The organism is Pseudomonas sp. B21-032, assembly GCF_024748965.1.
Classification (GTDB): Bacteria; Pseudomonadota; Gammaproteobacteria; order Pseudomonadales; family Pseudomonadaceae; genus Aquipseudomonas.
Window position 1 is genome coordinate 1,688,920 of sequence record NZ_CP087180.1, and the last position, 26,878, is coordinate 1,715,797.

Consider the following 26,878-nt stretch of genomic DNA (forward strand, 5'->3'; position numbering starts at 1 on the left):
ATAACCCTATCTTTCAAAGGGCTGTAACGCCCGTCCCATCGGCTCTTGCAGCCATCGCACGGCCTTCCTGGCAAGCGCCCCCAAACTATCCGGCACGGCTATTGCTATATCGCTGGCAACACACCGTTTTATGACGGTCAGCCACGCGAGAGAGCATGATGCCCCAGGTCGCCACCATCTCCTGTGTCCCTGAACCGAAGGGGCCGAACGCCGCCGAACAGGAAAGCCGCCTTGGTCTTGAGCAGGCCTTTGCCATGTTCGACCAGGTTTCCAGCCAGCTTAGTGAGTCCTATAGCCTGCTCGAAGCCCGGGTTACCGAGCTCAAGGGCGAGCTGGCGGTGGTCAGCGCCCAGCGCATGGCCGAGCTTGCCGAGAAGGAGCGCCTGGCCAACCGCCTGCAGAACCTGCTGGCCCTGCTGCCGGGCGGGGTGATCGTTATCGATGGCCTGGGCCGGGTGCGTGAGGCCAACCCCGCCGCCAGCGACCTGTTGGGCGAACCGCTGGTGGGTGAGTTGTGGCGTGAAGTGATCGCTCGCAGCTTTGCTCCGCGCGAGGATGACGGTCATGAAGTGTCGCTGCGTGATGGCCGGCGCCTGTCGATTGCCACCCGCTCGCTGGATGCCGAGCCCGGGCAGTTGGTACTGCTCAATGACCTGACCGAAACCCGTCACCTGCAGGACCAACTGGCCCGCCACCAGCGCTTGTCGTCGCTGGGGCGCATGGTTGCGTCGCTGGCCCACCAGATCCGCACGCCTTTGTCGGCGGCCATGCTCTACGCCAGCCACCTGGCCGAGCAGAACTTGCCGGTGGAAACCCAGCAACGCTTTGCCGGCAACCTCAAGGAGCGCCTGCACGAGCTCGAGCACCAGGTGCGCGACATGCTGGTGTTCGCCCGCGGCGAGTTGCCGCTGACCGATCGGCTGACACCCAAGGCATTGTTCCAGGCCCTGCAGCAGGCGGCGCAGACCCATGTTCAGGGTCATGCGGTGCGCTGGCAGTGCGACAGTCACCTGGGCGAGTTGCTGTGCAACCGCGACACCCTGGTCGGCGCCATGCTCAACCTGATCGAAAACGCCCTGCAGGCCAGTGGCGAGCCTGCGCGGCTCAAGGTTCACCTATACCGGCGCGGGCAGATCCTGCACCTGTGCATCAGCGACGCTGGCGCCGGTATCGACAGTGCCTTGCTGGCGCGCCTGGGCGAGCCGTTCCTGACCACCAAGGCTACCGGCACCGGGCTCGGTCTGGCGGTAGTCAAGGCGGTGGCAAGGGCCCACCAAGGCAGTTTGCAATTACGTTCGCGACCCGGTCGCGGCACCTGCGCCCGGATCAGCCTGCCGCTGATCGGCGCGCAGTCGGTGGAGGCAGAGTAATGAAAGCAATCAAGGTGCTGCTGGTCGAAGATGACCGCGCCCTGAGGCAGGCACTGGCCGATACCCTGGAGCTGGGCGGCTTTGCCTACCAGGCCGTAGGTTCGGCCGAAGAAGCACTGGAAGTGGTCGCTGGCGAGGCGTTCAGCCTGGTGGTCAGTGACGTGAACATGCCCGGCATGGACGGCCATCAGTTACTGGCCCTGCTGCGCGCGCGCCAGCCGCAGTTGCCGGTGTTGCTGATGACTGCGCATGCCGCCGTCGAGCGCGCGGTCGAGGCCATGCGCCAGGGCGCGGCCGATTACCTGGTCAAGCCATTTGAGCCCAAGGCATTGCTTGAGCTGGTGGCACGCCATGCTCTGGGGGTGGCTGCGGCGGGCGAAGGCGACGGACCGGTGGCGCGCGAGCCTGCCAGTGCGCAGTTGCTGGAGCTGGCGGCGCGGGTTGCGCGCAGCGATTCGACTGTGCTGATCTCGGGCGAGTCCGGTACCGGCAAAGAGGTGCTGGCGCGCTACATACATCAGCAGTCCCTGCGCGCCGAGCAGCCGTTCGTGGCGATCAACTGTGCGGCGATCCCCGACAACATGCTCGAAGCCACCCTGTTCGGTCATGAGAAAGGCTCGTTCACCGGCGCCATCGCCGCCCAGGCCGGCAAATTTGAACAGGCCGATGGCGGCACCTTGCTGCTCGACGAAATTTCCGAAATGCCCCTGGGCTTGCAGGCCAAGCTGCTGCGGGTGTTGCAGGAGCGTGAGGTGGAGCGGGTTGGCGGGCGCAAGCCGATTGCCCTGGACATTCGCGTGGTCGCCACCACCAACCGTGACCTGGCCGGCGAGGTGGCGGCGGGGCGTTTTCGTGAAGACTTGTTCTATCGCCTGTCGGTGTTCCCGCTGGCGTGGAAGCCGCTGCGCGAACGTAGCGCCGATATTCTGCCGCTGGCCGAGCGATTGCTGGCGCGCCACGTCAATAAAATGAAGCATGCCCCGGTTCGACTCTCGCCTGATGCTCAGGCGTGTCTGCAAGGTTATGCCTGGCCGGGCAACGTACGCGAACTGGACAACGCCATTCAGCGTGCCTTGATCCTGCAGCAGGGTGGGGTGATCGAAGCGGCGGATTTCTGTCTCGCCGGGGTCCTGCCGATGTTCGCTGCAGCGCCGGTCGCCGCAGTCGTGCCGAATATTGAAACCGAGGCGGCGGGCGGTCTGGGTGATGACATGCGTCGCCATGAGTTCCAGATGATCATCGACACCTTGCGCGCCGAGCGCGGCCGTCGCAAGGAGGCTGCCGAGCGCCTGGGCATCAGCCCGCGCACCCTGCGCTACAAGCTGGCGCAGATGCGTGATGCCGGCATGGATGTCGAGGCCAGCCTGTACGCCAGCTGAGCCATTAATGAATTAGAGTTTTTGTTCGGGCCGCGGGCAGAGCTGGCACTCTTGTTGCTATGTCCTGCCTATCCGCTGCGTGAGTGTCAAAAAAATGCGGGCCGTCGGAGAGAGAAGTCCATGAGCCAAGGTGTTGAATTTAATCGATTGATGTTGGACATGCGGGCCATGCAAATGGACGCCATGTCGATGCCGAAGGCTGCCGCTGCGCCTGAGGTCGGCTCCAGCAGTTTTGCCGACATGCTCGGCCAGGCCGTCAACAAGGTCAACGACACCCAGCAGGCTTCCTCGCAGCTGGCCAGCGCCTTCGAGATCGGCAAGAGCGGGGTTGACCTGACCGACGTGATGATCGCTTCGCAAAAAGCCACTGTGTCGTTCCAGGCCTTGACCCAGGTGCGTAACAAGCTGGTGCAGGCCTATCAAGACATCATGCAGATGCCGGTATAAGGGCGAGATTGAGTCATGGCCGAAGCAGTCGTCGATAACGTGCCCGCGAAAAGCAGCGCAGCAGCGCCCAAGCCGCCGTTGTTCGGCATGTCGTTCCTGGAAAACATCTCGCAGATGCCCATGCTGCGTCAGGTCGGCCTGCTGGTCGGTCTGGCCGCCAGCGTGGCGATCGGTTTTGCCGTGGTGCTGTGGTCGCAGCAACCGGACTACCGGCCGCTGTACGGCAGCCTGGCCGGCATGGACACCAAGCAGGTCATGGAGACCCTGGCCGCTGCCGATATCCCCTACAACGTCGAACCCAATTCCGGCGCCTTGCTGGTCAAGGCCGACGATATTTCCCGTGCCCGCCTGAAGCTGGCAGCCGCCGGCGTGGCGCCGAGCGATGGCAATGTCGGTTTCGAGATCCTCGACAAGGAGCAGGGCCTGGGCACCAGCCAGTTCATGGAGGCCACCCGTTACCGTCGTGGCCTCGAAGGCGAACTGGCGCGGACCATCTCCAGCCTCAACAACGTCAAGGGTGCACGCGTGCACCTGGCGATCCCGAAGAGTTCGGTGTTCGTCCGTGACGAGCGCAAGCCAAGTGCTTCGGTACTGGTCGAGCTGTACCCGGGCCGCGCCCTGGAAGCCGGTCAGGTGATGGCCATCGTCAACCTGGTGGCGACCAGCGTGCCGGAACTGAACAAGTCCCAGGTCACCGTGGTCGACCAGAAGGGCAACCTGCTCTCCGATCAGGTCGAGAATTCCGAGCTGACCATGGCCGGCAAGCAGTTCGACTACAGTCGCCGCATGGAAGGCCTGCTCACCCAGCGGGTGCACAATATTCTCCAGCCGGTGCTGGGCAACGACCGCTACAAGGCTGAAGTGTCGGCTGACGTCGACTTCAGCGCGGTCGAATCCACCTCCGAGCAGTTCAACCCTGACCAGCCGGCGCTGCGCAGCGAGCAGTCGGTCAACGAACAGCGCTCCAGCAGCATGGGTCCGCAGGGCGTGCCTGGAGCGCTGAGCAACCAGCCGCCAGGCCCGGCCTCGGCGCCGCAAACCACCGGTGGCACGCAAACCGCCGCCAGCGCCATCCAGCCTGGCCAGCCGCTGCTCGATGCCAACGGCCAGCAGATCATGGACCCGGCCACCGGCCAGCCGATGCTTGCACCGTACCCGGCCGACAAGCGTCAGCAGTCGACCAAGAACTTCGAGCTTGACCGTTCCATCAGCCACACCCGCCAGCAGCAGGGTCGCCTGACCCGCCTGTCGGTGGCGGTAGTGGTCGATGACCAGCTCAAGGTCGACCCGGCCACCGGCGATGCCGCGCGCACCCCGTGGGCTGCCGAAGACCTGGCGCGCTTTACCCGCCTGGTGCAGGACGCGGTGGGCTTCGATGCCAGCCGTGGCGACAGTGTCAGCGTGATCAACGTGCCGTTCGCCGCCGACCGTGGCGAGGTAATTGCCGAGATTCCGTTCTACTCGCAGCCGTGGTTCTGGGACATCATCAAGCAGGTCATGGGCGTACTGTTCATCCTCGTCCTGGTGTTCGGCGTGCTGCGTCCGGTACTTAACAATATCACCGGCAATGGCAAGCAAGGCGCCGGTGCCGATGGCGACATGGAACTGGGCGGCATGCTCGGTCTGGATGGCGAGCTGGCCAACGACCGCGTCAGCCTGGGTGGTCCGCAAAGCATTCTGCTGCCAAGCCCGAGCGAGGGTTATGACGCACAGCTCAACGCAATCAAGAGCCTGGTGGCCGAAGACCCGGGTCGCGTGGCCCAGGTCGTGAAAGAGTGGATCAACGCCGATGAGTGATAACCGAGCCCTTACCGCCAAACTGACCCGTGTCGACAAGGCTGCGATCCTGCTGCTGTCGCTGGGTGAAACCGATGCCGCGCAGGTGCTGCGGCACATGGGCCCCAAGGAAGTGCAGCGGGTCGGCGTGGCCATGGCGCAGATGGGCAACGTCCATCGCGAGCAGGTCGAGCAGGTGATGAGTGAGTTTGTCGAGATCGTCGGCGACCAGACCAGCCTTGGCGTCGGTTCCGACGGCTATATCCGCAAGATGCTCACCCAGGCCCTGGGCGAGGACAAGGCCAACGGCCTGATCGACCGCATCCTGCTCGGTGGCAACACCAGCGGCCTGGACAGCCTCAAGTGGATGGAGCCGCGCGCGGTTGCCGATGTCATTCGCTACGAGCACCCGCAGATCCAGGCCATCGTCGTGGCTTACCTGGACCCGGACCAGGCCGGTGAAGTGCTGGGCAACTTCGACCACAAGGTGCGTCTGGACATCATCCTGCGCGTCTCGTCGCTCAATACCGTCCAGCCGGCGGCGCTCAAGGAGCTGAACCAGATCCTCGAGAAGCAGTTCTCGGGCAACTCCAATGCCGCGCGCACCACCCTGGGTGGTATCAAGCGTGCCGCGGACATCATGAACTTCCTCGACAGCTCCGTCGAAGGCCAGCTGATGGACGCGATCCGCGACATCGACGGCGACCTCTCCGAGCAGATCGAAGACTTGATGTTCGTCTTCAACAACCTGGCCGATGTCGACGACCGCGGTATCCAGGCGCTGCTGCGCGAAGTGTCTTCCGACGTGCTGGTGGTGTCGCTCAAGGGCGCCGACGAGAAGGTCAAGGAGAAGATCTTCAAGAACATGTCCAAACGTGCCTCCGAGCTGCTGCGCGACGACCTCGAGGCCAAGGGCCCGGTGCGCGTCAGCGACGTCGAGACGGCGCAAAAGGAAATCCTCACCATCGCCCGCCGTATGGCCGAAGCCGGAGAAATCGTGCTCGGTGGCAAGGGCGGCGAAGAGATGATCTAAGACCTTATCGCGGGTCAAGCCCGCTCCCACAGCGCTCCTGTGGGAGCGGGCTTGACCCGCGATGCTTTACGAGTGCGTGCAATCATGTCAACCAACGAGCACCTGAGTGAACTGATTCGCGCTAACGACGTCGAGGGCTTCGACCGCTGGGCGCTGCCCAGTTTCGACCCGGAACCAGAGCCTGAGCCTGAACCGGAGCCCGAAGCGGTTCAGGACGAAATCGAAGAAGTGCCGCTGGAGGAAGTCCAGCCACTGACCCTCGAAGAGCTTGAAAGCATTCGCCAGGAAGCCTACAACGAAGGCTTTGCCACCGGCGAGCGCGAGGGTTTTCACAGCACTCAGCTCAAGGTTCGCCAGGAAGCCGAAGAGGCCCTGGGCGCCAAGCTGGCCAGCCTCGAACAGGTGATGACCCACCTGCTCGAACCCATCGCCGAACAAGACAGCCAGATCGAAAAGGCCGTGGTCCACCTGGTCGGGCACATCGCCCGCGAGGTCATCGGCCGCGAGCTGCGCAGCGATTCCAGCCAGATCGGCCAGGTACTGCGTGAAGCCCTGAAGTTGCTGCCGATGGGGGCCGAGAACATCCGCATCCATATCAATCCGCAGGACTTCGAGCAGGTCAAAGCCCTGCGCGAGCGTCACGAGGAGCGCTGGAAACTGCTCGAAGACGAAGCCCTGCTGCCAGGTGGCTGTCGCATCGAGACCGATCACAGCCGCATCGATGCCAGCATGGAAACCCGTATCGAAAAGGCCATGGCGCAACTGTTCGATCAGCTCCATGACCAAAGCCTGCACCCGGCAGCGGCGGATGTGCAGGTTGAGCTGGATGCCCCTGATGCGCCTTGAACGAACCAGTTTCGGCAAGCGCCTGGGGGCGTATGCCGACGCCGTCAATTTGCCGTCTCAGCCGGTGGTCGAGGGCCGCCTGCTACGCATGGTCGGCCTGACCCTCGAGGCCGAAGGCCTGCGCGCGGCGGTTGGTAGCCGCTGCGTGGTGATCAATGACGACAGCTATCACCCGGTGCGGGTCGAGGCCGAGGTCATGGGTTTTGCCGGCGGCAAGGTGTTCCTCATGCCGGTCGGCAGCGTTGCCGGCATCGCCCCTGGGGCGCGCGTGGTGCCATTGGCTGACAGTGGACGCCTGCCCATGGGCATGAGCATGCTTGGCCGGGTGCTTGACGGCGCCGGTCGTGCCCTGGACGGCAAGGGCGGGATGAAAGCCGAAGACTGGGTGCCGATGGACGGCCCGACCATCAACCCGCTCAACCGCGATCCGATCAGCCAGCCGCTGGACGTCGGCATCCGCAGCATCAACGGTTTGTTGACGGTTGGCCGCGGTCAGCGCCTGGGCCTGTTCGCCGGTACCGGCGTGGGCAAGAGTGTGCTGCTGGGCATGATGACCCGCTTTACCGAGGCGGACATCATCGTCGTCGGCTTGATCGGTGAGCGCGGCCGCGAGGTCAAGGAGTTCATCGAGCACATTCTTGGCGAAGAAGGCCTCAAGCGCTCGGTGGTGGTGGCCTCGCCCGCCGACGATGCGCCGCTGATGCGCTTGCGTGCGGCCATGTACTGCACGCGCATTGCCGAGTACTTTCGCGACAAGGGCAAGAATGTCCTGTTGCTAATGGATTCGCTGACCCGTTTCGCCCAGGCCCAGCGGGAAATTGCCTTGGCTATTGGTGAGCCGCCAGCGACCAAGGGCTATCCACCGTCGGTGTTCGCTAAGCTGCCCAAGCTGGTGGAGCGCGCCGGTAATGGCGAAGCCGGTGGTGGCTCGATCACCGCGTTCTATACCGTATTGTCCGAGGGCGACGATCAGCAGGATCCGATTGCCGACTCGGCGCGGGGCGTGCTCGACGGCCATATCGTGTTGTCCCGGCGCCTGGCCGAGGAGGGGCATTACCCGGCCATCGATATCGAAGCTTCGATTAGCCGGGTCATGCCGCAGGTAGTCAGCCCCGAGCAGATGACCGAAGCGCAGCAGTTCAAACAGCTGTGGTCGCGCCTGTCGCAAAGCCGCGACCTGATCAGCGTCGGCGCTTATGTCGCCGGTGGAGACGCCGAGACCGACCTTGCCATTACCCTGCAGCCGCGCCTGGTGCACTTCCTGCGCCAGGGCCTGAACGACAATGTCGGCATGCAGCAAAGCCGCGAGCACCTGGCTGGCGTGTTTGCCCCCTTGCCTGCGGCAGGCGGCTGATAGGCCATGGCCCAGCCAAGCCGTGCCGCGCGTCTGGCGCCGGTGGTGGAGATGGCGGAAAACGCCGAGCGCCAGGCCGCCCAGCGCCTGGGGCAATTCCAGCAGCAAGTGAACATGGCCCAGGCCAAGCTCAGCGAACTTGACCGTTTTCGCGAAGACTACCAGTTGCAGTGGATCAACCGCGGTGGGCAGGGCGTGTCCGGTAGCTGGCTGGTCAACTACCAGAGCTTTCTCGGCCAGCTGGAAACTGCCATGACCCAGCAGCGCCAAAGCCTGGCCTGGCACCAGAACAATCTGAAGAACGCCCGCGGCACCTGGCAGCAGGCCTATGCCCGGGTCGAGGGCTTGCGCAAGCTGGTGCAGCGCTACATCGATGAGGCGCGCATGGTGGAAGACAAGCGCGAACAAAAACTGCTCGATGAACTGTCCCAGCGCCTGCCGCGCCATGATCGCTACTGAAGCGTGCTTTGCTCGGCAGCGCTTGCCGCCGGGGGGTGGGGCTGCTAAACCTTCTAGATGTCTGCAATCGTCGCAATGGAAGGAATCATCGACATGGCAGTTGTATCTGAAGTATCCCCGGATGGGAAAAAACTGACGATCAAGGTCAGGGGGCGTTTTGACTTTGGCAAGCACCTGGAATTTCGCCAGGCTTACGAGCTCAAGCAGAACATGCCGGACTCAGTGGTCGTCGACCTCAAGGAGGCCACCTATCTGGACAGTTCGGCCCTGGGCATGCTGTTGCTGCTGCGTGACCACGTCGGCGGCGACGACTCGGAAATCCGTGTGGTCAACACCAGCTCCGATGTGCGAAAGATCCTCGCCATTTCCAACTTCGACAAGCTGTTCGACATCAGTTGAACCAGTCAGCCCGTGTTTTCGAGACGCTCACCATCCTGATCGCCGAGGATGGTGCTGCTGATCGTTTGTTGCTGGCCACCCTTGTGCGCAAACAGGGGCATCAGGTGCTCACCGCCGAAAATGGCGAGCAGGCGCTGGCGCTGTTCGCCGCGCAGCGCCCGCATATGGTCCTGCTCGATGCGCTGATGCCGGTCATGGATGGTTTCGAGGCGGCGCGCCAGATCAAGGCGCTGGCCGGTGAAGCGCTGGTGCCGATCATCTTTCTCACTTCGCTTAGCGAAGAACAGGCGCTGGTCCGTTGCCTGGAGGCAGGTGGCGACGATTTTCTGGCAAAACCCTACAGCCCGGTGATCCTGGCCGCCAAAATCAAGGCGATGGAGCGTATGCGCCGGCTGCAGGCCACGGTGCTGGAGCAGCGTGACCAGCTTGCCCGCCATCACACTCATCTGCTCAACGAGCAGCGGGTCGCCAAGGCGGTGTTCGACCAGGTGGCCCATGCCGGTTGCCTGAGTGCGCCGAACATCCGTTACCTGCAGTCACCTTATGCCCTGTTCAATGGCGACTTGCTGTTGGCCGCCTTCACGCCGGCAGGTGACATGCATGTGCTGCTCGGCGACTTCACCAGCCACGGCTTGCCGGCGGCGGTGGGGGCGATGCCCCTGGCCGAGGTGTTCTATGGCATGACAGCCAAGGGTTACGGCCTGGCCGAAACCCTGCGCGAGATGAACGCCAAGCTCAAGCGCATCCTGCCGGTGGACATGTTCTGTTGTGCATTGTTGCTCAACCTGAGTTTCCAGCGGCGGGTGGTCGAGGTCTGGAATGGCGGCATGCCCGACGGCTATCTGTTGCCCGCCGGTGGGGGTGAGCCTGTGGCGTTGGTGTCGCGTCATTTGCCCTTGGGTATCCTGGCGCCGGAGCGCTTTGATGACGCCACCCAGGTGCTGCCATTGGCTCTGGGCGAGCGCCTGTTTCTGTTGTCTGACGGCGTGGTCGATACCAGTGATGACAATGACCAGCTGTTCGGTGTCGAGCGCCTGCGTCGGGTGCTGAGTGCCAATCGACAGCCGGCACTGTTGTTCGAGGAGGTGCTGCAGGCGCTGGAAGCGTTTCGTGGTCGCTCGCGCGATGATGTCAGCCTGCTGGATATCGAGGTGGTCGAACCGCAACTGTTGTCGCCGCTGCCGGTGATCTATTCTGACAGTGGGCAGTCCAGTCCGCTGGACTGGTCGCTGCAGTTCGAGTTTCGCGCCGACACGCTAAAACGTTTCAATCCATTACCTTATTTGCTACAGCTGTTGCAGGAAATACACGGTTTGCGGGCTCAGAGCGGGGCGTTGCACAGTGTCCTCACCGAGCTGTATTCCAATGCCCTGGAACACGGCGTGCTGGGGCTGGACTCGGCGCTAAAGCGCGATGCGCAGGGCTTTGCCGCCTACTATCAGATGCGCGACGAGCGCCTGCAGGCGTTGAACGAGGGCTTCATCCGCGTCTCCCTTCGAGTCGAGCCGGATCGCCAAGGCGGGCGTCTGAAGATTGAAGTCGAAGATAGCGGCAAGGGCTTCAATGTGAGTAAAGTGCTGGCCAGGCCTGTGTCCGAACAAGGGTTGTGCGGACGCGGTCTGACCCTCATACGCCGGTTGAGCCGGCGTGCCGAATGGGCCGACGAGGGGCGCCGCGCATGCGTGGAGTTCGCCTGGGAGGCTCTGGCATAATCCAACTTGATCAAGGAGTGAGCAAGTGTCCGACATTCACATCGATCGCAAGGTGCTCAGCGACTTGCAGGAGGTCATGGAAGATGGCTACCTGTACTTGCTGGAAACCTTTCTTGAAGATTCCGAAAAACGCCTCAGTCAATTGCATGAGGCGAAGAACGCCGACGAGCTGGCGCATGCCGCGCACAGTTTCAAGGGCAGTAGCAGCAATATGGGGGCGGTAGCGTTGGCCGAGTTGTGCAGGCAGCTCGAAGACCGCGTCAATCACGGCCCGCTGCAAGGCATCGAAGACCTGATCAACCAGATCGATCGCGAGTATGCGGCCGTTCGTGACCTTTACCACGACGAACGCCAGCGAGTATCGATTGGTTGAGCGCGAGGGCAAACCTGGCGCGAGTTTTGCGTAGTCTTCGCTAATTCACGATTACGACTTCTGTAGCGGAGACTCCTGCATGCCTGTCGCCTCCAACCCCCTGTTGCAAGCCAGTGCCGTGACGAAGCCGTCGCGCGCCACTGCCGGTGCGCCGGATAAATCGCTGCAGGCCTCTAACGACAAGGCGTCTGGCTTTTCCGATGTGTATGCCAAGCAGTCTCGCGAGACGACTGCAGGCACCAAGGACGCGCCTGTGCCTGAGAAGGTCGTCACCGCCCCGGGCAGCGGCAATAAAACGGCCGCTGATTCGTCGAAGGTTGCCGACAGCGGCAATAGTTTGCCTGAGGAGCAGGGCAGCACCGAGGTCGATCCGGCGCTGGTGGCTGATCCCACCCTGCTTGACCCCAGCCTGGTGGCGGGTCAAGTGACCGACGCCCAGCCCGGCGCGCAATTGATCCAGGCCCAGGCTGAAGCCGTGGCGCCGGTGCTTCAGGCGGCAGCACAATTGCAGGTGGCTGCGGCGCCAGCCCAGCCGGTAGCCGAAGCGCCCGAATTCGATCCTGAGGCCGATCCGCTGTCTGACCTGCCAGCCTTGCGCCTGGCCCTTGAGCAAAGTGCCCAGGCCCAGGGCACTACGTCTGCCCATGCCGCTGGCAAGGCCGGCAATGCCCAGCCTGAAGCGCCGACGGCGCAGCCTGCCGTCAATACACTGGCGGCCCTGCTGGACAAGCCAGGTGCCGATGCCGAATCAGGTGAGCCGGGTGAAAAAGCCTTCAGTGGCCTGCTCGATGATGGCCTCAAGGACCTCAAGAGCGCCTCCAGCGATACGCGCGTCGACAACTTTGCCGAGCGCCTGAGCAACCTGACCCAGGCCGCCACGGCCAAGACCGCCAATGCCGTGCCGGTGGCCACGCCGCTGCAGCAGCCGTTGGCGATGAACCAGGGCGGCTGGACCGAAGGCCTGGTCAACCGGGTCATGTACCTGTCCAGCCAGAACCTGAAATCGGCCGATATCAAGCTTGAGCCGGCCGAGCTCGGGCGCCTGGACATCCGCGTCAACCTGGCGCCGGAACAGCAGGCCCAGGTGACCTTTGTCAGTGGTCACGCCGGGGTGCGCGAGGCGCTGGAAAACCAGGTGCACCGGCTCAAGGAAATGTTTGCCCAGCAGGGGCTCGGCCAGCCGGACGTCAACGTCGCTGACCAGTCCCGTGGTGGCCAGCAGCAGGGCGCCCAGGACACGCCGAAACTCAGTGGCGTGGCCGCACGGCGTAATGAAGCTGGTGAATCCGCTGAGTCCGCTGAAATCGCCCCGGGCGCAATGCCGGTCGAGCAGCAGTCGGTTGTAGGTTCCAGTGCGGTGGATTATTACGCCTGATTGGCTGTGCTCTTTGTGCTAGCCGACCTTGCTTTTCCAGGTTGGCATAACACTTGCTCAACCCTCGCCATGTGACTGAAATCTCCGATGAATGACGGATTATTGGCATGGCGAAGAGCGAAGCAGAGAAAGACCCCGCCGCTACAGGCAAACTCAAGCTGATCCTGCTGTTGGTGCTGGCATTGCTGCTTGCCATCGGCCTGTCGGTCGGCGCCACCTGGTTCTTCCTGCACAAGTCCGAGGATAAGCCTGCGGTCGATCCGGCCCTGGCCAACCTCAAGCCGGCAGCGATCTACGAGCCGCTGGCACCGGCCTTCGTGGTCAACTTCAACCAGAACGGCCGCCAGCGCTACATGCAGGTGAGCATCACCATGCAGGGGCGTGACCAGGCAGCGCTGGATGCCCTCAAGGTGCATATGCCGGTGATTCGCAACAACCTGGTCATGATGTTCTCGGGCCAGGGCTTCGACACCCTGTCCAGCCCGGTCGGCCAGGAAATGCTGCGCCAGAAGGCCACTGCCAGTGTCCAGGAAGTGGCGCAGAAGGAAGTCGGCAAGCCGGTCATCGACCAGTTGCTGTTCACCAATTTCGTATTGCAGTAGGAGCCCCAGATGGCCGTGCAGGACCTGCTGTCCCAGGATGAAATCGATGCTTTGCTGCATGGCGTCGACGATGGTCTGGTGCAAACCGAAAGCAATGCCGAGCCCGGCAGTGTCAAAAGTTATGACCTGACCAGCCAGGATCGGATCGTCCGCGGTCGCATGCCGACCCTGGAAATGATCAACGAGCGGTTTGCCCGCTATACCCGCATCAGTATGTTCAACCTGCTGCGCCGCTCTGCGGACGTGGCGGTCGGCGGCGTGCAGGTGATGAAGTTCGGTGAGTACGTGCATTCGCTGTACGTGCCCACCAGCCTCAACCTGGTGAAGATCAAGCCGTTGCGCGGTACCTCGCTGTTCATCCTTGACGCCAAGCTGGTGTTCAAGCTGGTGGATAACTTCTTTGGTGGCGACGGTCGTCACGCAAAGATCGAAGGTCGCGAGTTCACCCCGACCGAGTTGCGCGTGGTGCGCATGGTCCTCGACCAGGCCTTCGTTGACCTCAAGGAGGCCTGGCAGGCGATCATGCCGGTCAACTTCGAGTACATCAACTCCGAGGTCAACCCGGCCATGGCCAACATCGTCGGGCCGAGCGAGGCGGTGGTGGTTTCGACCTTTCACATCGAGCTCGATGGCGGTGGCGGCGACCTGCACGTGACCATGCCGTACTCGATGATCGAGCCGGTGCGCGAGATGCTCGATGCCGGTTTCCAGTCCGATCTGGACGACCAGGACGAGCGCTGGATCAAGGCCCTGCGCGAAGACGTGCTGGACGTCAGCGTGCCGCTCAGCGCCACGGTTGCCCGTCGCCAGCTGAAGCTGCGCGACATCCTGCACATGCAGCCGGGCGATGTGATTCCGGTCGAGCTGCCGGATGAGCTGATCCTGCGGGCCAATGGCGTGCCGTCGTTCAAGGCCAAGCTGGGTTCGCACAAGGGCACCCTGGCCCTGCAGATTATCGATCCGATCGAGCGCCGCTGAGGCGCTCGTGGTTCCAACTCCGAATTGATTGCCCGTCGAGGACAAAATGGCTAACGAAAACGACATCACCTCCCCGGAGGACCAGGCCCTGGCCGATGAATGGGCTGCGGCCCTGGAAGAAACCGGCGATGCCGGCCAGTCCCACATCGACGCCTTGCTCGCTGCCGATAGCGCCGCCAGCGCACCGGCGTCCAGCCGCCTGGCCATGGAAGAGTTCGGCAGCTCGCCGCGCAGCAACGAACAGGTCACCCTCGATGGTCCGAACCTGGATGTGATCCTGGATATTCCGGTGAGCATTTCCATGGAGGTCGGCAGTACCGAGATCAACATCCGCAACCTGCTGCAACTCAACCAGGGTTCGGTGATCGAGCTCGACCGCCTGGCCGGCGAGCCGCTGGACGTGCTGGTCAACGGCACTCTGATTGCGCACGGCGAAGTGGTGGTGGTCAACGAAAAGTTCGGCATCCGCCTGACGGACGTGATCAGCCCGAGCGAACGCATCAAGAAGCTGCGCTGAGTGAGCAAGCTCCTGCGCAACGGCCTGGGCCTGGCCTGCGGCCTGTACGTGGATGTCGCCCTGGCTACCACGCAGCCGGCGGCTGCGGTAGTGGCACCGGCAAGCAGTGGCAGCGCGGCAGGGCAGTTGACCCAGCTGGTGCTGGGGCTGCTGCTGGTGCTGGGCTTGATCTTCGTCCTCGCCTGGCTGCTGCGCCGGGTGCAGAACGCCGCGCCCGGCAGTGGCCAGGTGATCGAGATCCTCGGTAGCCGTTCGCTGGGGCCGCGTGATCGGCTGTTGCTGATCCAGGTCGGCAAGGAGCAGATCCTCATCGGCCATTCGCCAGGCACCATCGAGGCCTTGCATGTCATGGCCGAGCCGGTTGAAGTGCCCGCCAGTGCGCGCCAGGCAACACCAGAATTCGCCCAGCGGCTGATGGAGCTGATGGGCAAGGATCAGAAGGGAAGGTCGTGATGGGCGCGTTGCGCATGATGTTGACGCTGCTGCTGATGCTGGCGGCGCCGCTGGCCCTGGCGGCTGATCCACTGTCGATCCCGGCGATCACCCTGTCCAGCGGGGCCGACGGCCAGCAGGAGTATTCGGTCAGCCTGCAGATCCTGCTGATCATGACCGCGCTGAGTTTCATCCCGGCGTTCGTCGTGCTGATGACCAGCTTTACCCGCATCATCATTGTCTTTTCCATTCTGCGCCAGGCCCTGGGCCTGCAGCAGACGCCGTCAAACCAGATCCTCAACGGCATGGCACTGTTCCTGACCCTGTTCATCATGGCGCCGGTGTTCGAGCGCATCAACCAGGAGGCCGTGCAGCCGTACCTGGCAGAGAAACTCAGCGCCCAGGATGCGATCAGCAAGGCCCAGGCACCGCTGAAGAACTTCATGCTGGCGCAGACCCGCGAGAGCGATCTGGACCTGTTCATGCGCCTGTCCAAGCGCACCGACATCGCCAGCCCCGATCAGGCGCCATTGACCATCCTGGTGCCGGCATTCGTCACCTCGGAGCTCAAGACCGCGTTCCAGATCGGCTTCATGATCTTCATCCCGTTCCTGATCATCGACCTGGTGGTCGCCAGCGTGCTGATGGCCATGGGTATGATGATGTTGTCGCCGCTGATCATCTCGTTGCCGTTCAAGATCATGCTGTTCGTCCTGGTCGATGGCTGGGCGCTGATCATGGGTACCCTGGCCGGCAGTTTCGGCGGCGTCTGACGCCGCGAGGAGAAGAAGTCCATGACCCCTGAAGTGGCTGTCGACCTGTTTCGCGATGCGTTGTGGCTGACCACCTTGATGGTTGCCATCCTGGTGGTGCCAAGCCTGCTGGTGGGCCTGGTGGTGGCGATGTTCCAGGCTGCCACGCAGATCAACGAACAGACCCTGAGCTTTCTGCCGCGCCTGCTGGTGATGTTGGTGACGCTGATCGTGGTTGGCCCGTGGCTGGTGCAGAAATTCATGGAATACATTCTGTCGTTGTACGGCAGCATTCCGCAGCTGATCGGTTGACCCGGCGATGCTTGAGCTGACCGACGCGCAGATCGGCGCCTGGGTGGCCAGTTTCATTCTGCCGTTGATTCGCGTCACGGCGGTGCTGATGACCATGCCTATTTTCGGTACCACCCTGGTGCCGACACGTATCCGCATGTATTTCGCTCTGGCAATCACCGTGGTCATCGTTCCCGGCCTGCCGCCGATGCCGGTGGTCGAATCGCTGGATCTCAGGGCAATGTTGCTGGTGGCCGAGCAGATCATCATTGGCGCCGTGTTTGGTATGGCGCTGCAGCTGTTCTTCCAGATTTTCGTGATCGCCGGGCAGATCGTTGCAATCCAGATGGGCATGGCCTTCGCCTCCATGGTCGATCCGGCCAACGGTGTCAACGTGGCGGTGGTCAGCCAGTTCCTGACCATGCTGGTGACCTTGCTGTTCCTTGCCATCAACGGCCATCTGGTGGTCTTCGAGGTGCTGACCGAGAGCTTTACCACCTTGCCGGTGGGCGGCGGTGTGCTGGTCAATCATTTCTGGGACCTGGCCGGGCGCCTGGGTTGGGTGCTGGGTGCAGCCATGCTGTTGGTATTGCCGGCGGTGACCGCGTTGCTGGTGGTCAACATTGCCTTTGGCGTGATGACCCGGGCGGCGCCGCAGTTGAACATCTTTTCCATCGGCTTTCCGCTGACCCTGGTGCTGGGGATGGTGATCTTCTGGATCACCCTGGCCGATATTCTTCCTCACTATCAGTCACTGGCTTCCGAAGCCTTGCAGTGGCTGCGTGAACTGGCACGGGCGCGCTGAGCATGGCAGAAAGCGAAAGCGGTCAGGACAAAACAGAAGACCCCACCGACAAGCGCAAGAAGGACGCGCGCGAGAAGGGCGAGATTGCCCGTTCCAAGGAGCTCAACACGGTCGCGGTGACCCTGGCGGGCGCTGGAGCGCTGCTGGCGTTTGGCGGTGGCCTGGCGCAAACCCTGATGGAGCTGATGCGCATCAATTTCAGCTTGTCCCGCGAGGTGCTCATCGATGAGCGGTCCATGGGCATTTTCCTCATGGCTTCCGGCAAGATGGCCTTGCTCGCGACTCAGCCGGTATTGCTGGTGCTGCTGATTGCGGCAATCATCGGCCCGGTGTCGCTGGGGGGGTTCCTGTTTTCCAGCAGCTCCCTGGCACCGAAGTTCAGCCGCATGAACCCGCTATCGGGGATCAAGCGGATGTTCTCGGTCAACGCCTTGTCCGAGCTGCTCAAGGCGCTGGCCAAGTTCTTCATGATTCTGATCGTCGCCCTGACGGTGTTGTCGGCTGATCGCGATGACCTGCTGGCGATTGCCAACGAGCCGCTGGAGCAGGCGATCATCCATAGCGTCCAGGTGGTTGGCTGGAGTGCGCTGTGGATGGCAGCGGGGCTGTTGATCATTGCCGCGGTGGACGTGCCGATCCAGCTCTGGCAGGCGCACAAGAAGCTGCTGATGACCAAGCAAGAGGTGCGCGACGAGTACAAGGACTCCGAAGGCAAGCCCGAGGTCAAGCAACGCATTCGCCAACTGCAGCGCGAGGCTTCGCAGCGGCGGATGATGGCGGCGATTCCCGAGGCGGACGTGATCATCACCAACCCGACCCACTATGCCGTGGCGCTCAAGTACGACCCGGAGAAGGGCGCGGCGCCGCTGCTGCTGGCCAAGGGTGCCGACTTCATCGCCCTGAAAATTCGCGAGATCGCCAACGAGCACAAGATCCAGGTGCTCGAATCGCCGGCGCTGGCGCGTTCGATCTACTACTCCACCGAGCTTGAAGAAGAAATTCCCGCCGGTTTGTACCTGGCAGTGGCCCAGGTGTTGGCCTACGTCTACCAGATCCGCCAGTATCGCGCCGGCAAGGGCAAGCCGCCGGAGCCGCTCAAGGATCTGCCGATCCCGCCGGATTTGCGTCGCGATTCCTGATCGGCGCTGCCTGCGCAGCAGCCCCGAGCCACTCAAACCACCTCGTTTGGCAAAGTTGGAAAGCTTCTTGCAAAGGCAGCGCTGCGCGCCTCAAACGCGTCAAAGTTTTGCTTGAGCTAACGAGGAATACCGGTGGATCGCTCTCAGTTAATCAACAGTGCCCGTAGCAACCTGGTCGGTCTAGGCCGGGGTAACCTGGGTGTGCCGCTGTTGCTGCTGGTGATGCTGGCAATGATGATGTTGCCGATCCCGCCGTTTTTGCTCGACGTGTTCTTCACCTTCAACATCGCCTTGTCGATCGTGGTCCTGCTGGTCTGCGTCTACGCCCTGCGCCCGCTGGACTTCGCCGCGTTCCCGACCATCCTGCTGGTGGCGACGCTGTTGCGCCTGGCGCTCAACGTGGCGTCCACGCGGGTGGTGATGCTCCACGGCCATGACGGCCACGAGGCCGCCGGTAAGGTGATCCAGGCCTTCGGCGAGGTGGTGATCGGCGGTAACTACGTGGTCGGTATCGTCGTCTTCGCGATCCTGATGATCATCAACTTCGTGGTGGTCACCAAAGGTGCCGGGCGTATTTCCGAAGTGAGCGCGCGCTTCACCCTCGACGCCATGCCCGGCAAGCAGATGGCCATCGACGCCGACCTCAACGCCGGCCTGATCGACCAGGCCCAGGCCAAGGCGCGGCGCGCCGAAGTGGCCGGCGAGGCCGAGTTCTATGGTTCGATGGACGGTGCCAGCAAGTTTGTCCGCGGTGACGCCATTGCCGGCCTGTTGATCCTGTTCATCAACCTGATCGGCGGCATGGCCGTCGGTATGTTCCAGCACAACATGACCTTTGCCGACGCCGGCAAGGTATATGCCCTGTTGACCATCGGTGACGGTTTGGTGGCGCAGTTGCCATCGCTGCTGCTGTCCACTGCGGCGGCGATCATGGTTACCCGCGCCTCGGGCTCCGAGGACATGGGCAAGCAGATCAACCGCCAGATGTTCGATTCACCCAAGGCCCTGGCGGTGTCGGCTGGCCTGATGATCGTCATGGGCCTGGTGCCGGGCATGCCGCACATCGCCTTCCTGAGCCTCGGCCTGCTGGCCGCCGGCGGCGCCTACCTGGTGTGGCGCAAGCAGAACCAGGCCAAGCTCAAGGCCCTGGAAGAGGTGCAGCGTCAGCAGGACCTGCTGCCATCGCCACAGCGCGCCATGGAAACCAAGGAGCTGGGCTGGGATGACGTCACCCCGATCGACATGATCGGCCTAGAGGTCGGCTACCGGCTGATTCCGCTGGTCGATCGCAACCAAGGCGGCCAGTTGTTGGCGCGGATCAAGGGCGTGCGCAAGAAGCTGTCCCAGGACCTGGGTTTTCTCATGCCCACGGTGCACATTCGCGACAACCTCGACCTGGCACCCAGTGCCTACCGCCTGACCCTGATGGGGGTGATCCTGGCCGAGGCCGAGATCTACCCGGACCGCGAGCTTGCGATCAACCCCGGGCAGGTGTTCGGTACCCTCAACGGCATTGCCGCCCGCGATCCGGCCTTTGGCCTGGAAGCGGTGTGGATCGACGTCAACCAGCGCAGCCAGGCGCAGTCGCTGGGCTACACGGTGGTGGACGCCAGTACGGTGGTCGCCACCCACCTCAACCAGATTCTGCACAAGCACTGCCATGAGCTGATCGGCCACGAAGAAGTGCAGCAACTGCTGCAGGTGCTGGCCAAGGCTTCGCCCAAGCTTGCCGAAGAGCTGGTGCCGGGCGTCATTTCCTTGTCGGGCCTGCTCAAAGTACTGCAGGCGTTGCTCGCCGAGCAGGTTCCGGTGCGTGACATTCGCAGCATTGCCGAAGCCATCGCCAACAACCCGGGCAAGAGTCAAGATACCGCCGCGCTGGTGGCGGTGGTGCGCGTCGGATTGTGTCGCGCTATCGTGCAAAGCATTGTCGGCGTTGAGTCCGAGCTGCCTGTGATCACCCTTGAGCCAAGATTGGAACAGATTTTGCTCAATAGTTTGCAAAGGGCTGGGCAAGGCCAGGAAGACGGTGTTCTTCTGGAGCCGAGCATGGCCGAAAAGCTTCAGCGTTCGTTGATCGAAGCCGCCCAGCGTCAGGAGATGCAAGGGCAGCCGGCGATCCTCCTGGTCGCAGGACCGGTACGAGCCATGCTGTCGCGCTTCGGTCGTCTGGCTGTACCGAATTTGCATGTTTTGGCGTATCAGGAAATACCTGACAACAAGCAAGTTACCATCGTCGCCACAGTGGGCCCGAACGGCTGAGGTAGTGGGTTATGCAAGTTAAGCGTTTTTTCGCCGCCGATATGCGTCAGGCCATGAAGCTGGTTCGCGATGAGCTGGGGGCCGATGCCGCCATCATTGGCAACCGACGGATTGCTGGCGGTGTCGAGCTGACGGCTGCGCTGGACTACAAGCTGTCCGCCCTGGCGCCACGGGTGCCGAATGTCGAGCTCGAAGACGAGCTGCGCAAGACCCAGTCGCGCATCGTCACCGCCCAGGCCGAGCTGAGCAGCCGTAGCGAGAGCGAAGATGGCAATCGCCAGCTGTTTGCCGGCTTGCCGCTGACCGCTTCCGAGCCGCTGGTCGACCCGCAGGTCGAAGCGCCGGCCGTGCCTGCTGCGCCGGCCGCGGCACCCATCGACCCGCGCCTGTTCGACTCGATGCGCTCGGAGCTCTCGGGCCTGCGCGAACTGCTTGAAGTACAGCTCGGCTCGCTGGCCTGGAGCCAGTTGCAGGGCAACAAGCCGCAGCAGGCCAACCTCTGGCGCCGTCTGCAGCGCATCGGCCTGTCCGGGCCGATTGCCCGCGAACTGCTCGAGCTGACCACCGAAATCGAAGAGCCGCGTCACGCCTGGCGCATGCTCCTGGCGCACCTGGCGCGGATGATCCAGGTGCCGGAAATCGAACCGATCGAAGAAGGCGGTGTCATTGCCATGGTCGGTCCGGCCGGCATGGGCAAGACCACCACCCTGGCCAAGCTCGCCGCGCGCTACGTGCTCAAGTACGGCGCGCAGAACCTGGCCCTGGTGAGCATGGACAGCTTCCGTATCGGCGCCCAGGAGCAGCTCAAGACCCTGGGGCGGATCCTCAACGTTTCGGTTACTCACGTCGACCCGGGCCAGTCGCTGGCCCAGGCCCTCGACCCGCTGCTGCGCAAGCGCGTGGTACTGATCGATACCGCCGGCCTGCAAGCCAGCGACCCGGCGCTGCGCATGCAGCTGGAAACCCTTGCCGGGCGCGGGATTCAGGCCAAGAATTACCTGGTACTGGCAACCACCAGCCAGAAACAGGTGCTGACCGCCGCCTACCACAGCTACAAGCGCTGCGGCCTGGCCGGTTGCATCCTGACCAAGCTAGATGAAACCGCCAGCCTCGGCGAAGTATTGAGCCTGGCAATCAGTCACGAACTGCCGGTGGCCTATCTTACCGATGGCCCGCGCATTCCTGACGACCTGCACCTGCCGCGCCGGCACCAGTTGGTCAGCCGCGCAGTGAGCGTGCAGATGCAGGACGAGCCCAGCGAAGAGGCCATGGCCGACATGTTCGCTGATCTCTACCACAGCTCCGGCAAACGCGTGGGCTGAGGGGAATATGAATACGTTGCAAAGTACCTACATCAATGGTCTGCCAGGCATTTTTCAGGTGTTGAAAGCGCAGCCCAGTCATGTGGCCTCGGTCTAAGTAAGACAAGGTAAAGAACAAACATGGGTAGCATGCATCCCGTACAGGTGATCGCCGTGACCGGCGGCAAAGGTGGCGTTGGCAAGACTAACGTGTCAGTGAACCTGTCATTGGCGCTGGCTGAGCTTGGCCGTCGGGTCATGCTGCTGGACGCCGACCTGGGCCTGGCCAACGTTGATGTGCTGCTGGGCCTGACGCCCAAGCGCACCCTGGCCGATGTCATTGAAGGCCGTTGCGAACTGCGCGACGTGCTGCTGCAAGGCCCCGGCGGTGTGCGCATCGTGCCGGCGGCCTCGGGCACGCAGAGCATGGTGCACCTGGCTCCGGCCCAGCACGCCGGCCTGATCCAGGCCTTCAGCGAGATCGGCGACAACCTCGACGTGCTGGTGATCGACACCGCTGCAGGTATCGGTGACTCGGTAGTCAGTTTTGTCCGCGCCGCCCAGGAAGTGCTGCTGGTGGTGTGCGACGAGCCCACTTCGATCACTGACGCCTACGCGCTGATCAAGCTGCTCAACCGCGATTACGGCATGAACCGCTTCCGCGTCCTCGCCAACATGGCCCAGAGCCCTCAGGAAGGGCGCAACCTGTTCGCCAAGTTGACCAAGGTCACTGATCGCTTCCTCGATGTCGCCCTACAATACGTCGGTGCGGTGCCTTACGACGAATGTGTGCGCAAGGCGGTGCAGAAGCAGCGAGCGGTCTATGAAGCCTTCCCGCGTTCCAAGTGCGCGCTGGCATTCAAGGCCATTGCCCAGAAGGTCGATAGCTGGCCGCTGCCTGCCAACCCACGGGGGCACCTGGAGTTCTTCGTCGAGCGCCTGGTGCAACCGACGAGTGCGGGTCCGGTGCTATGAACGCCAGTGGTTATCGGATGTACAGCAAGGCTTCGCGTGACGCCCAGTACGAACTGATCGAGCGTTACGCGCCGCTGGTCAAGCGCATCGCCTACCACTTGTTGGCACGTCTGCCGGCCAGTGTGCAGGTGGAGGACCTGATCCAGGCCGGGATGATCGGCCTGCTCGAAGTCGCCAACAAGTATGACGCCAGCAAGGGGGCCAGTTTCGAGACCTACGCCGGCATCCGCATCCGTGGCGCCATGCTCGATGAAGTGCGCAAGGGCGACTGGGCGCCGCGTTCGGTACACCGCAATACCCGCATGGTCAGTGACGCGATTCGTGCAATTGAAGCAAAAACCGGCCGTGACGCTAAAGATCACGAGGTTGCTGCCGAACTTCAATTGAGTCTCGATGATTATTACGGGATTTTGAATGACACCCTGGGCAGCCGCCTGTTCAGTTTCGACGACCTGTTGCAGGACGGCGAACATGAAGGCCTGCACGAGGACGGTGCCAGTGCCCAGCTCGAGCCTTCGCGCGATCTGGAAGACGAGCGTTTTCAGGCAGCCCTGGCCGATGCCATCGCCAACCTGCCGGAACGCGAGCGTCTGGTCCTGGCGCTGTACTACGACGAAGAGCTCAACCTCAAGGAGATCGGTGAGGTCCTGGGGGTGAGCGAGTCGCGTGTCAGCCAGTTGCACAGCCAGTGCGCGGCACGTTTGCGTGGTCGCCTGGGGGAATGGCGGGCGCGTTGAACGCAGGTTCGATGCAGTCGTGAAATGTAGTGCCGAATTGATTGAATGCGCGTTCCGCGCTGAACGCGTTAAAGACTGCTTGGAGGTCTAATTGAACAAAGACATGAAAATCCTCATCGTGGACGACTTTTCGACGATGCGGCGGATCATCAAGAACCTGTTGCGTGATCTGGGCTTTACCAACACCCAGGAAGCCGACGACGGCAACACCGCACTGCCGATGCTCGAAAGCGGTCATTTCGACTTTCTGGTGACCGACTGGAACATGCCTGGCATGTCCGGTATCGACCTGCTGCGCAAAGTGCGTGCCGATGAGCGCCTCAAGCACCTGCCGGTGCTGATGGTGACTGCCGAAGCCAAGCGCGAGCAGATCATCGAAGCCGCCCAGGCCGGGGTCAACGGCTACGTGGTCAAGCCGTTCACCGCCCAGGTGCTGAAAGAAAAGATCGAAAAGATCTTCGAGCGCGTCAATAGCTGAGGTACGCCACGGGGGCGCTATGGAGCAAACACAATCATCCTTGGGCGAGTTTGAGTCGACACTCAAGAAACACGCCCGGGAACTGGTCGACAGCCTTGAACGAGGCAAGTTCGGCGACGCGGTGCAACTGATCCATCAGCTGAACCAGACCCGTGACCTTGGCCTGTATCAGGAAGTCGGCAAACTCACCCGCGAGCTGCACAGCGCGATCGTCAGTTTCCAGATCGACCCGCACATGCCGCAAGCCGAGGAAGTGTCGCAGATCACCGATGCGACCGAACGCCTGTCCTACGTGGTCAAGCTGACCGAGGGCGCGGCCAACCGCACCATGGACCTGGTCGAAGCCAGCACGCCGGTACTCAACGAACTGAGCGACGAGGCCAAGGCGCTGAGCGTCGACTGGCAGCGCTTCATGCGCCGCGAAGTGGCGGCACCGGAGTTCCGTGAGCTGGCCAAGCGTGTCGACAGTTTCCTGACGCGCAGCGAGGAGGGCAACCGCAAGGTCGCCAGCCACCTCAATGACATTCTTCTGGCTCAGGACTACCAAGACCTGACCGGCCAGGTGATCAAACGCGTCACGGCGCTGGTCACCGAAGTAGAAAGCAATCTGCTCAAGCTCGTGCTGATGGCAAGTCAAGTTGACCGTTTTGCCGGTATCGAACATGACCACCAGCAGCTGCGCGCTGAAAAAGATCAAGAAAAACATCCGACTCGGGGTGAAGGTCCGCAGATTCATGCCGATAAGCGTGAAGACGTTGTGTCCGGTCAGGACGATGTCGACGATCTGCTGTCCAGTCTGGGTTTTTAGGGAGCACGTTTAATGAGCTTCGGCGCCGATGAAGAAATCCTTCAGGATTTCCTGGTAGAAGCCGGCGAAATTCTTGAGCAACTGTCCGAGCAATTGGTCGAGCTGGAAAGCCGACCGGATGATGCCGACCTGCTCAATGCGATCTTTCGCGGTTTTCACACTGTAAAAGGGGGCGCCGGCTTCCTCCAGCTCAACGAGCTGGTGGAGTGCTGCCATATCGCCGAAAACGTGTTCGACATCCTGCGCAAGGGTGCCCGACGCGTCGACTCCGAACTGATGGACGTGGTCCTGGAAGCCCTGGACACGGTCAACAGCATGTTCGGCCAGGTTCGCGAGCGCAGCGACATCACCCCGGCGACCCCAGAGCTGCTGGCGGCGCTGTCGCGCCTGGCCGAGCCTGCCGGGGAAGACGAAGCACCAGCCCCTGCCGCTGAGCCCGAGGTGGTTGAAGCGCCGGCGGCCGAGGCCGAGGCGGACATCACCGACACCGAATTCGAACAACTGCTCGACTCGCTCAATGCAGTCAAGGCCGAGGCACAAGCCCAGGACGCCGAGCCTGCCGGTGACGAAATCACCGACGCCGAGTTCGAGTCGCTGCTTGACCAGTTGCACGGCAAGGGCCAGTTCGCCGCCGACAACCTCGGCGGCGCGGCTGAAGCGCCGGCTGCTGCAGCTGCCGCTGGCGATGTCAGTGGCGACATCACCGACGATGAATTCGAAGCGCTGCTCGACCAGTTGCACGGCAAGGGTACTTTTGCCGTCGATGCACTGCCGGGCGCTGCTGCCGCGCCTGTGGAAGCCTGCGCGCCTGCCGCGGCTGGCGATCACATCTCCGAGCACGAGTTCGAAGCGCTGCTCGACGAACTGCACGGCAAGGGCAAGTTTGCGCCGGACGCAGTAACCACGGCTGCACCAGTTGCCAGCGCAGCACCTGCGAAAGCGGCGGCCAAGCCTGCGCCAGCACCTGCCGCCAAGCCAGCTGCTGCGCCAGCCCCTGCGGCCAAAGCAGCGGCTGCGGCGCCTGCACCTGCACGCCAGGCCGCTCCGGCTGCCGAAAAGCACCCTGCCAGCGAAACCGAAACCACCGTACGGGTCGACACCGCGCGGCTCGACGAGATCATGAACATGGTCGGCGAGCTGGTGCTGGTGCGTAACCGCCTGGTGCGCCTGGGCCTGAACAGTGGCGACGAGGCCATGTCCAAGGCCGTGTCGAACCTCGACGTGGTGACCGCCGACCTGCAGACCGCGGTGATGAAAACCCGCATGCAGCCGATCAAGAAGGTCTTCGGACGCTTCCCGCGCCTGGTTCGCGACCTGGCCCGGCAGTTGAAGAAAGAAATCAACCTGGAGCTGGTCGGCGAAGAGACCGACCTCGACAAGAACCTCGTCGAGGCCCTGGCCGACCCGCTGGTGCACTTGGTGCGCAACGCCGTCGACCATGGCGTCGAAACCCCGGAAGAGCGCGAAGCCTCGGGCAAGTCCCGCGGCGGCAAGGTAGTGCTCTCGGCCGAACAGGAAGGCGACCACATCCTGCTGTCGATCTCCGATGACGGCAAGGGCATGGACGCCGACGTGCTGCGTGCCATTGCGGTCAAGCGCGGAGTGATGGACAAGGACGCCGCCGATCGCCTGAGCGAGACCGAGTGCTACAACCTGATCTTCGCCCCGGGTTTCTCGACCAAGACCGAGATTTCCGACGTGTCCGGGCGTGGCGTGGGCATGGACGTGGTGAAAACCAAGATTTCCCAGCTCAACGGCTCGATCAACATCTACTCGACCAAGGGCCTGGGCTCGAAGATCGTCATCAAGGTGCCGCTGACCCTGGCGATCATGCCGACGCTGATGGTCATGCTCGGCAACCAGGCGTTCGCCTTCCCGCTGGTCAACGTCAACGAGATCTTCCACCTCGACCTGTCGCGCACCAACGTGGTCGACGGCCAGGAAGTGGTGATCGTGCGTGACAAGGCCTTGCCGCTGTTCTACCTCAAGCGCTGGCTGGTCAGCTCGGCCGCTCATGAAGAGCAGCGCGAGGGCCATGTGGTGATCCTTTCTGTGGGTACCCAGCGGATCGGCTTCGTCGTCGATCAACTGGTGGGCCAGGAAGAAGTGGTCATCAAGCCGCTGGGCAAGATGCTCCAGGGCACCCCGGGCATGTCGGGCGCCACCATTACCGGTGACGGGCGCATTGCGCTGATCCTCGACGTACCGAGCATGCTCAAGCGTTACGCCGCCCGGCGTATTTGATTCTGGTGGCGCGGCTCACATGCCGCGCCCCCTA

The 26,878-nt window shown here is 62.8% G+C and carries 27 protein-coding genes; all 27 read left to right on the plus strand.

The annotated features are described in order from the left end of the window. The first annotated feature begins 158 nt into the window (after positions 1-158). The 27 genes from LOY54_RS07800 to LOY54_RS07930 all read left to right on the plus strand — a co-directional run bounded on the left by LOY54_RS07800 (position 159) and on the right by LOY54_RS07930 (position 26,844). On the plus strand, positions 159-1,370 hold the full coding sequence (locus LOY54_RS07800) for a PAS domain-containing sensor histidine kinase (RefSeq protein ID WP_258610094.1): 1,212 nt from the start codon (positions 159-161) through the stop codon (positions 1,368-1,370). Then, entirely contained in the window at positions 1,370-2,749 is a 1,380-nt protein-coding gene (locus LOY54_RS07805) for a sigma-54 dependent transcriptional regulator (RefSeq protein ID WP_045200281.1), read from the plus strand. The genes LOY54_RS07800 and LOY54_RS07805 overlap by 1 nt, the downstream gene beginning before the upstream one ends. Before the next feature lie 120 nt (positions 2,750-2,869). Next, positions 2,870-3,196: a flagellar hook-basal body complex protein FliE gene (fliE, locus tag LOY54_RS07810; protein ID WP_045200283.1), complete on the plus strand. Its 327-nt coding sequence runs from the start codon at positions 2,870-2,872 to the stop codon at positions 3,194-3,196. A gap of 15 nt (positions 3,197-3,211) precedes the next feature. Then, positions 3,212-4,993 (plus strand): flagellar basal-body MS-ring/collar protein FliF, encoded by a 1,782-nt coding sequence (gene fliF, locus LOY54_RS07815; RefSeq protein WP_045200285.1) that lies wholly within the window; start codon positions 3,212-3,214, stop codon positions 4,991-4,993. Next, a complete protein-coding gene (gene fliG, locus LOY54_RS07820; protein WP_045189054.1) occupies positions 4,986-6,005 on the plus strand; it encodes a flagellar motor switch protein FliG in 1,020 nt (339 codons plus the stop codon). The genes fliF and fliG overlap by 8 nt, the downstream gene beginning before the upstream one ends. A gap of 84 nt (positions 6,006-6,089) precedes the next feature. Next, a complete protein-coding gene (gene fliH, locus LOY54_RS07825; protein ID WP_258610095.1) occupies positions 6,090-6,851 on the plus strand; it encodes a flagellar assembly protein FliH in 762 nt (253 codons plus the stop codon). Continuing rightward, the gene (gene fliI, locus LOY54_RS07830; protein WP_093385605.1) at positions 6,841-8,205 is read left to right on the plus strand and encodes a flagellar protein export ATPase FliI; all 1,365 of its coding nucleotides are present in this window, start codon (positions 6,841-6,843) and stop codon (positions 8,203-8,205) included. The genes fliH and fliI overlap by 11 nt, the downstream gene beginning before the upstream one ends. Before the next feature lie 6 nt (positions 8,206-8,211). Continuing rightward, positions 8,212-8,664 (plus strand): flagellar export protein FliJ, encoded by a 453-nt coding sequence (fliJ, locus tag LOY54_RS07835; protein WP_045200290.1) that lies wholly within the window; start codon positions 8,212-8,214, stop codon positions 8,662-8,664. 93 nt (positions 8,665-8,757) lie between these two features. Beyond that, positions 8,758-9,063 (plus strand): STAS domain-containing protein, encoded by a 306-nt coding sequence (locus tag LOY54_RS07840; RefSeq protein ID WP_045200292.1) that lies wholly within the window; start codon positions 8,758-8,760, stop codon positions 9,061-9,063. After that, positions 9,060-10,775: a fused response regulator/phosphatase gene (locus tag LOY54_RS07845; protein ID WP_258610096.1), complete on the plus strand. Its 1,716-nt coding sequence runs from the start codon at positions 9,060-9,062 to the stop codon at positions 10,773-10,775. The genes LOY54_RS07840 and LOY54_RS07845 overlap by 4 nt, the downstream gene beginning before the upstream one ends. Positions 10,776-10,800: 25 nt before the next feature. Next, positions 10,801-11,148, plus strand: coding sequence for an Hpt domain-containing protein (locus LOY54_RS07850; RefSeq protein WP_045200296.1), 348 nt, complete (start codon positions 10,801-10,803; stop codon positions 11,146-11,148). 79 nt (positions 11,149-11,227) lie between these two features. Then, entirely contained in the window at positions 11,228-12,523 is a 1,296-nt protein-coding gene (locus tag LOY54_RS07855) for a flagellar hook-length control protein FliK (RefSeq protein ID WP_258610097.1), read from the plus strand. Positions 12,524-12,630: 107 nt separating this feature from the next. Next, entirely contained in the window at positions 12,631-13,125 is a 495-nt protein-coding gene (gene fliL, locus LOY54_RS07860) for a flagellar basal body-associated protein FliL (RefSeq protein ID WP_045200300.1), read from the plus strand. A gap of 9 nt (positions 13,126-13,134) precedes the next feature. After that, positions 13,135-14,103 (plus strand): flagellar motor switch protein FliM, encoded by a 969-nt coding sequence (gene fliM / locus LOY54_RS07865; RefSeq protein WP_045200301.1) that lies wholly within the window; start codon positions 13,135-13,137, stop codon positions 14,101-14,103. Positions 14,104-14,149: 46 nt separating this feature from the next. Next, positions 14,150-14,620: a flagellar motor switch protein FliN gene (gene fliN / locus LOY54_RS07870; RefSeq protein WP_258610098.1), complete on the plus strand. Its 471-nt coding sequence runs from the start codon at positions 14,150-14,152 to the stop codon at positions 14,618-14,620. Next, entirely contained in the window at positions 14,621-15,073 is a 453-nt protein-coding gene (gene fliO, locus LOY54_RS07875; protein ID WP_123568043.1) for a flagellar biosynthetic protein FliO, read from the plus strand. It abuts the gene before it with no gap. Further along, entirely contained in the window at positions 15,073-15,825 is a 753-nt protein-coding gene (gene fliP / locus LOY54_RS07880; RefSeq protein ID WP_258610099.1) for a flagellar type III secretion system pore protein FliP, read from the plus strand. Before fliO ends, fliP begins: the two co-directional genes overlap by 1 nt. A gap of 21 nt (positions 15,826-15,846) precedes the next feature. Beyond that, on the plus strand, positions 15,847-16,116 hold the full coding sequence (gene fliQ, locus LOY54_RS07885; protein WP_045200304.1) for a flagellar biosynthesis protein FliQ: 270 nt from the start codon (positions 15,847-15,849) through the stop codon (positions 16,114-16,116). A 7-nt stretch (positions 16,117-16,123) separates the two neighbouring features. Continuing rightward, a complete protein-coding gene (gene fliR, locus LOY54_RS07890; protein WP_045200306.1) occupies positions 16,124-16,900 on the plus strand; it encodes a flagellar biosynthetic protein FliR in 777 nt (258 codons plus the stop codon). Between the two features lie 2 nt (positions 16,901-16,902). Then, the gene (flhB, locus tag LOY54_RS07895; protein ID WP_045200308.1) at positions 16,903-18,039 is read left to right on the plus strand and encodes a flagellar biosynthesis protein FlhB; all 1,137 of its coding nucleotides are present in this window, start codon (positions 16,903-16,905) and stop codon (positions 18,037-18,039) included. Between the two features lie 132 nt (positions 18,040-18,171). Beyond that, positions 18,172-20,301 (plus strand): flagellar biosynthesis protein FlhA, encoded by a 2,130-nt coding sequence (gene flhA, locus LOY54_RS07900; protein ID WP_045200310.1) that lies wholly within the window; start codon positions 18,172-18,174, stop codon positions 20,299-20,301. Between the two features lie 11 nt (positions 20,302-20,312). After that, positions 20,313-21,623: a flagellar biosynthesis protein FlhF gene (flhF, locus tag LOY54_RS07905; protein WP_213602055.1), complete on the plus strand. Its 1,311-nt coding sequence runs from the start codon at positions 20,313-20,315 to the stop codon at positions 21,621-21,623. 120 nt (positions 21,624-21,743) lie between these two features. Next, positions 21,744-22,577, plus strand: a complete 834-nt coding sequence (gene fleN, locus LOY54_RS07910; protein ID WP_016393812.1) for a flagellar synthesis regulator FleN — start codon at positions 21,744-21,746, stop codon at positions 22,575-22,577. After that, positions 22,574-23,314: an RNA polymerase sigma factor FliA gene (gene fliA, locus LOY54_RS07915; RefSeq protein WP_010225024.1), complete on the plus strand. Its 741-nt coding sequence runs from the start codon at positions 22,574-22,576 to the stop codon at positions 23,312-23,314. Before fleN ends, fliA begins: the two co-directional genes overlap by 4 nt. Before the next feature lie 103 nt (positions 23,315-23,417). Further along, on the plus strand, positions 23,418-23,792 hold the full coding sequence (locus tag LOY54_RS07920; RefSeq protein WP_036990294.1) for a chemotaxis response regulator CheY: 375 nt from the start codon (positions 23,418-23,420) through the stop codon (positions 23,790-23,792). Positions 23,793-23,811: 19 nt separating this feature from the next. Next, complete coding sequence (locus tag LOY54_RS07925) at positions 23,812-24,600, plus strand: protein phosphatase CheZ (protein WP_045200319.1); 789 nt, start codon at positions 23,812-23,814, stop codon at positions 24,598-24,600. A 12-nt stretch (positions 24,601-24,612) separates the two neighbouring features. Beyond that, entirely contained in the window at positions 24,613-26,844 is a 2,232-nt protein-coding gene (locus LOY54_RS07930; RefSeq protein WP_258610100.1) for a chemotaxis protein CheA, read from the plus strand. Positions 26,845-26,878 lie beyond the last annotated feature (34 nt).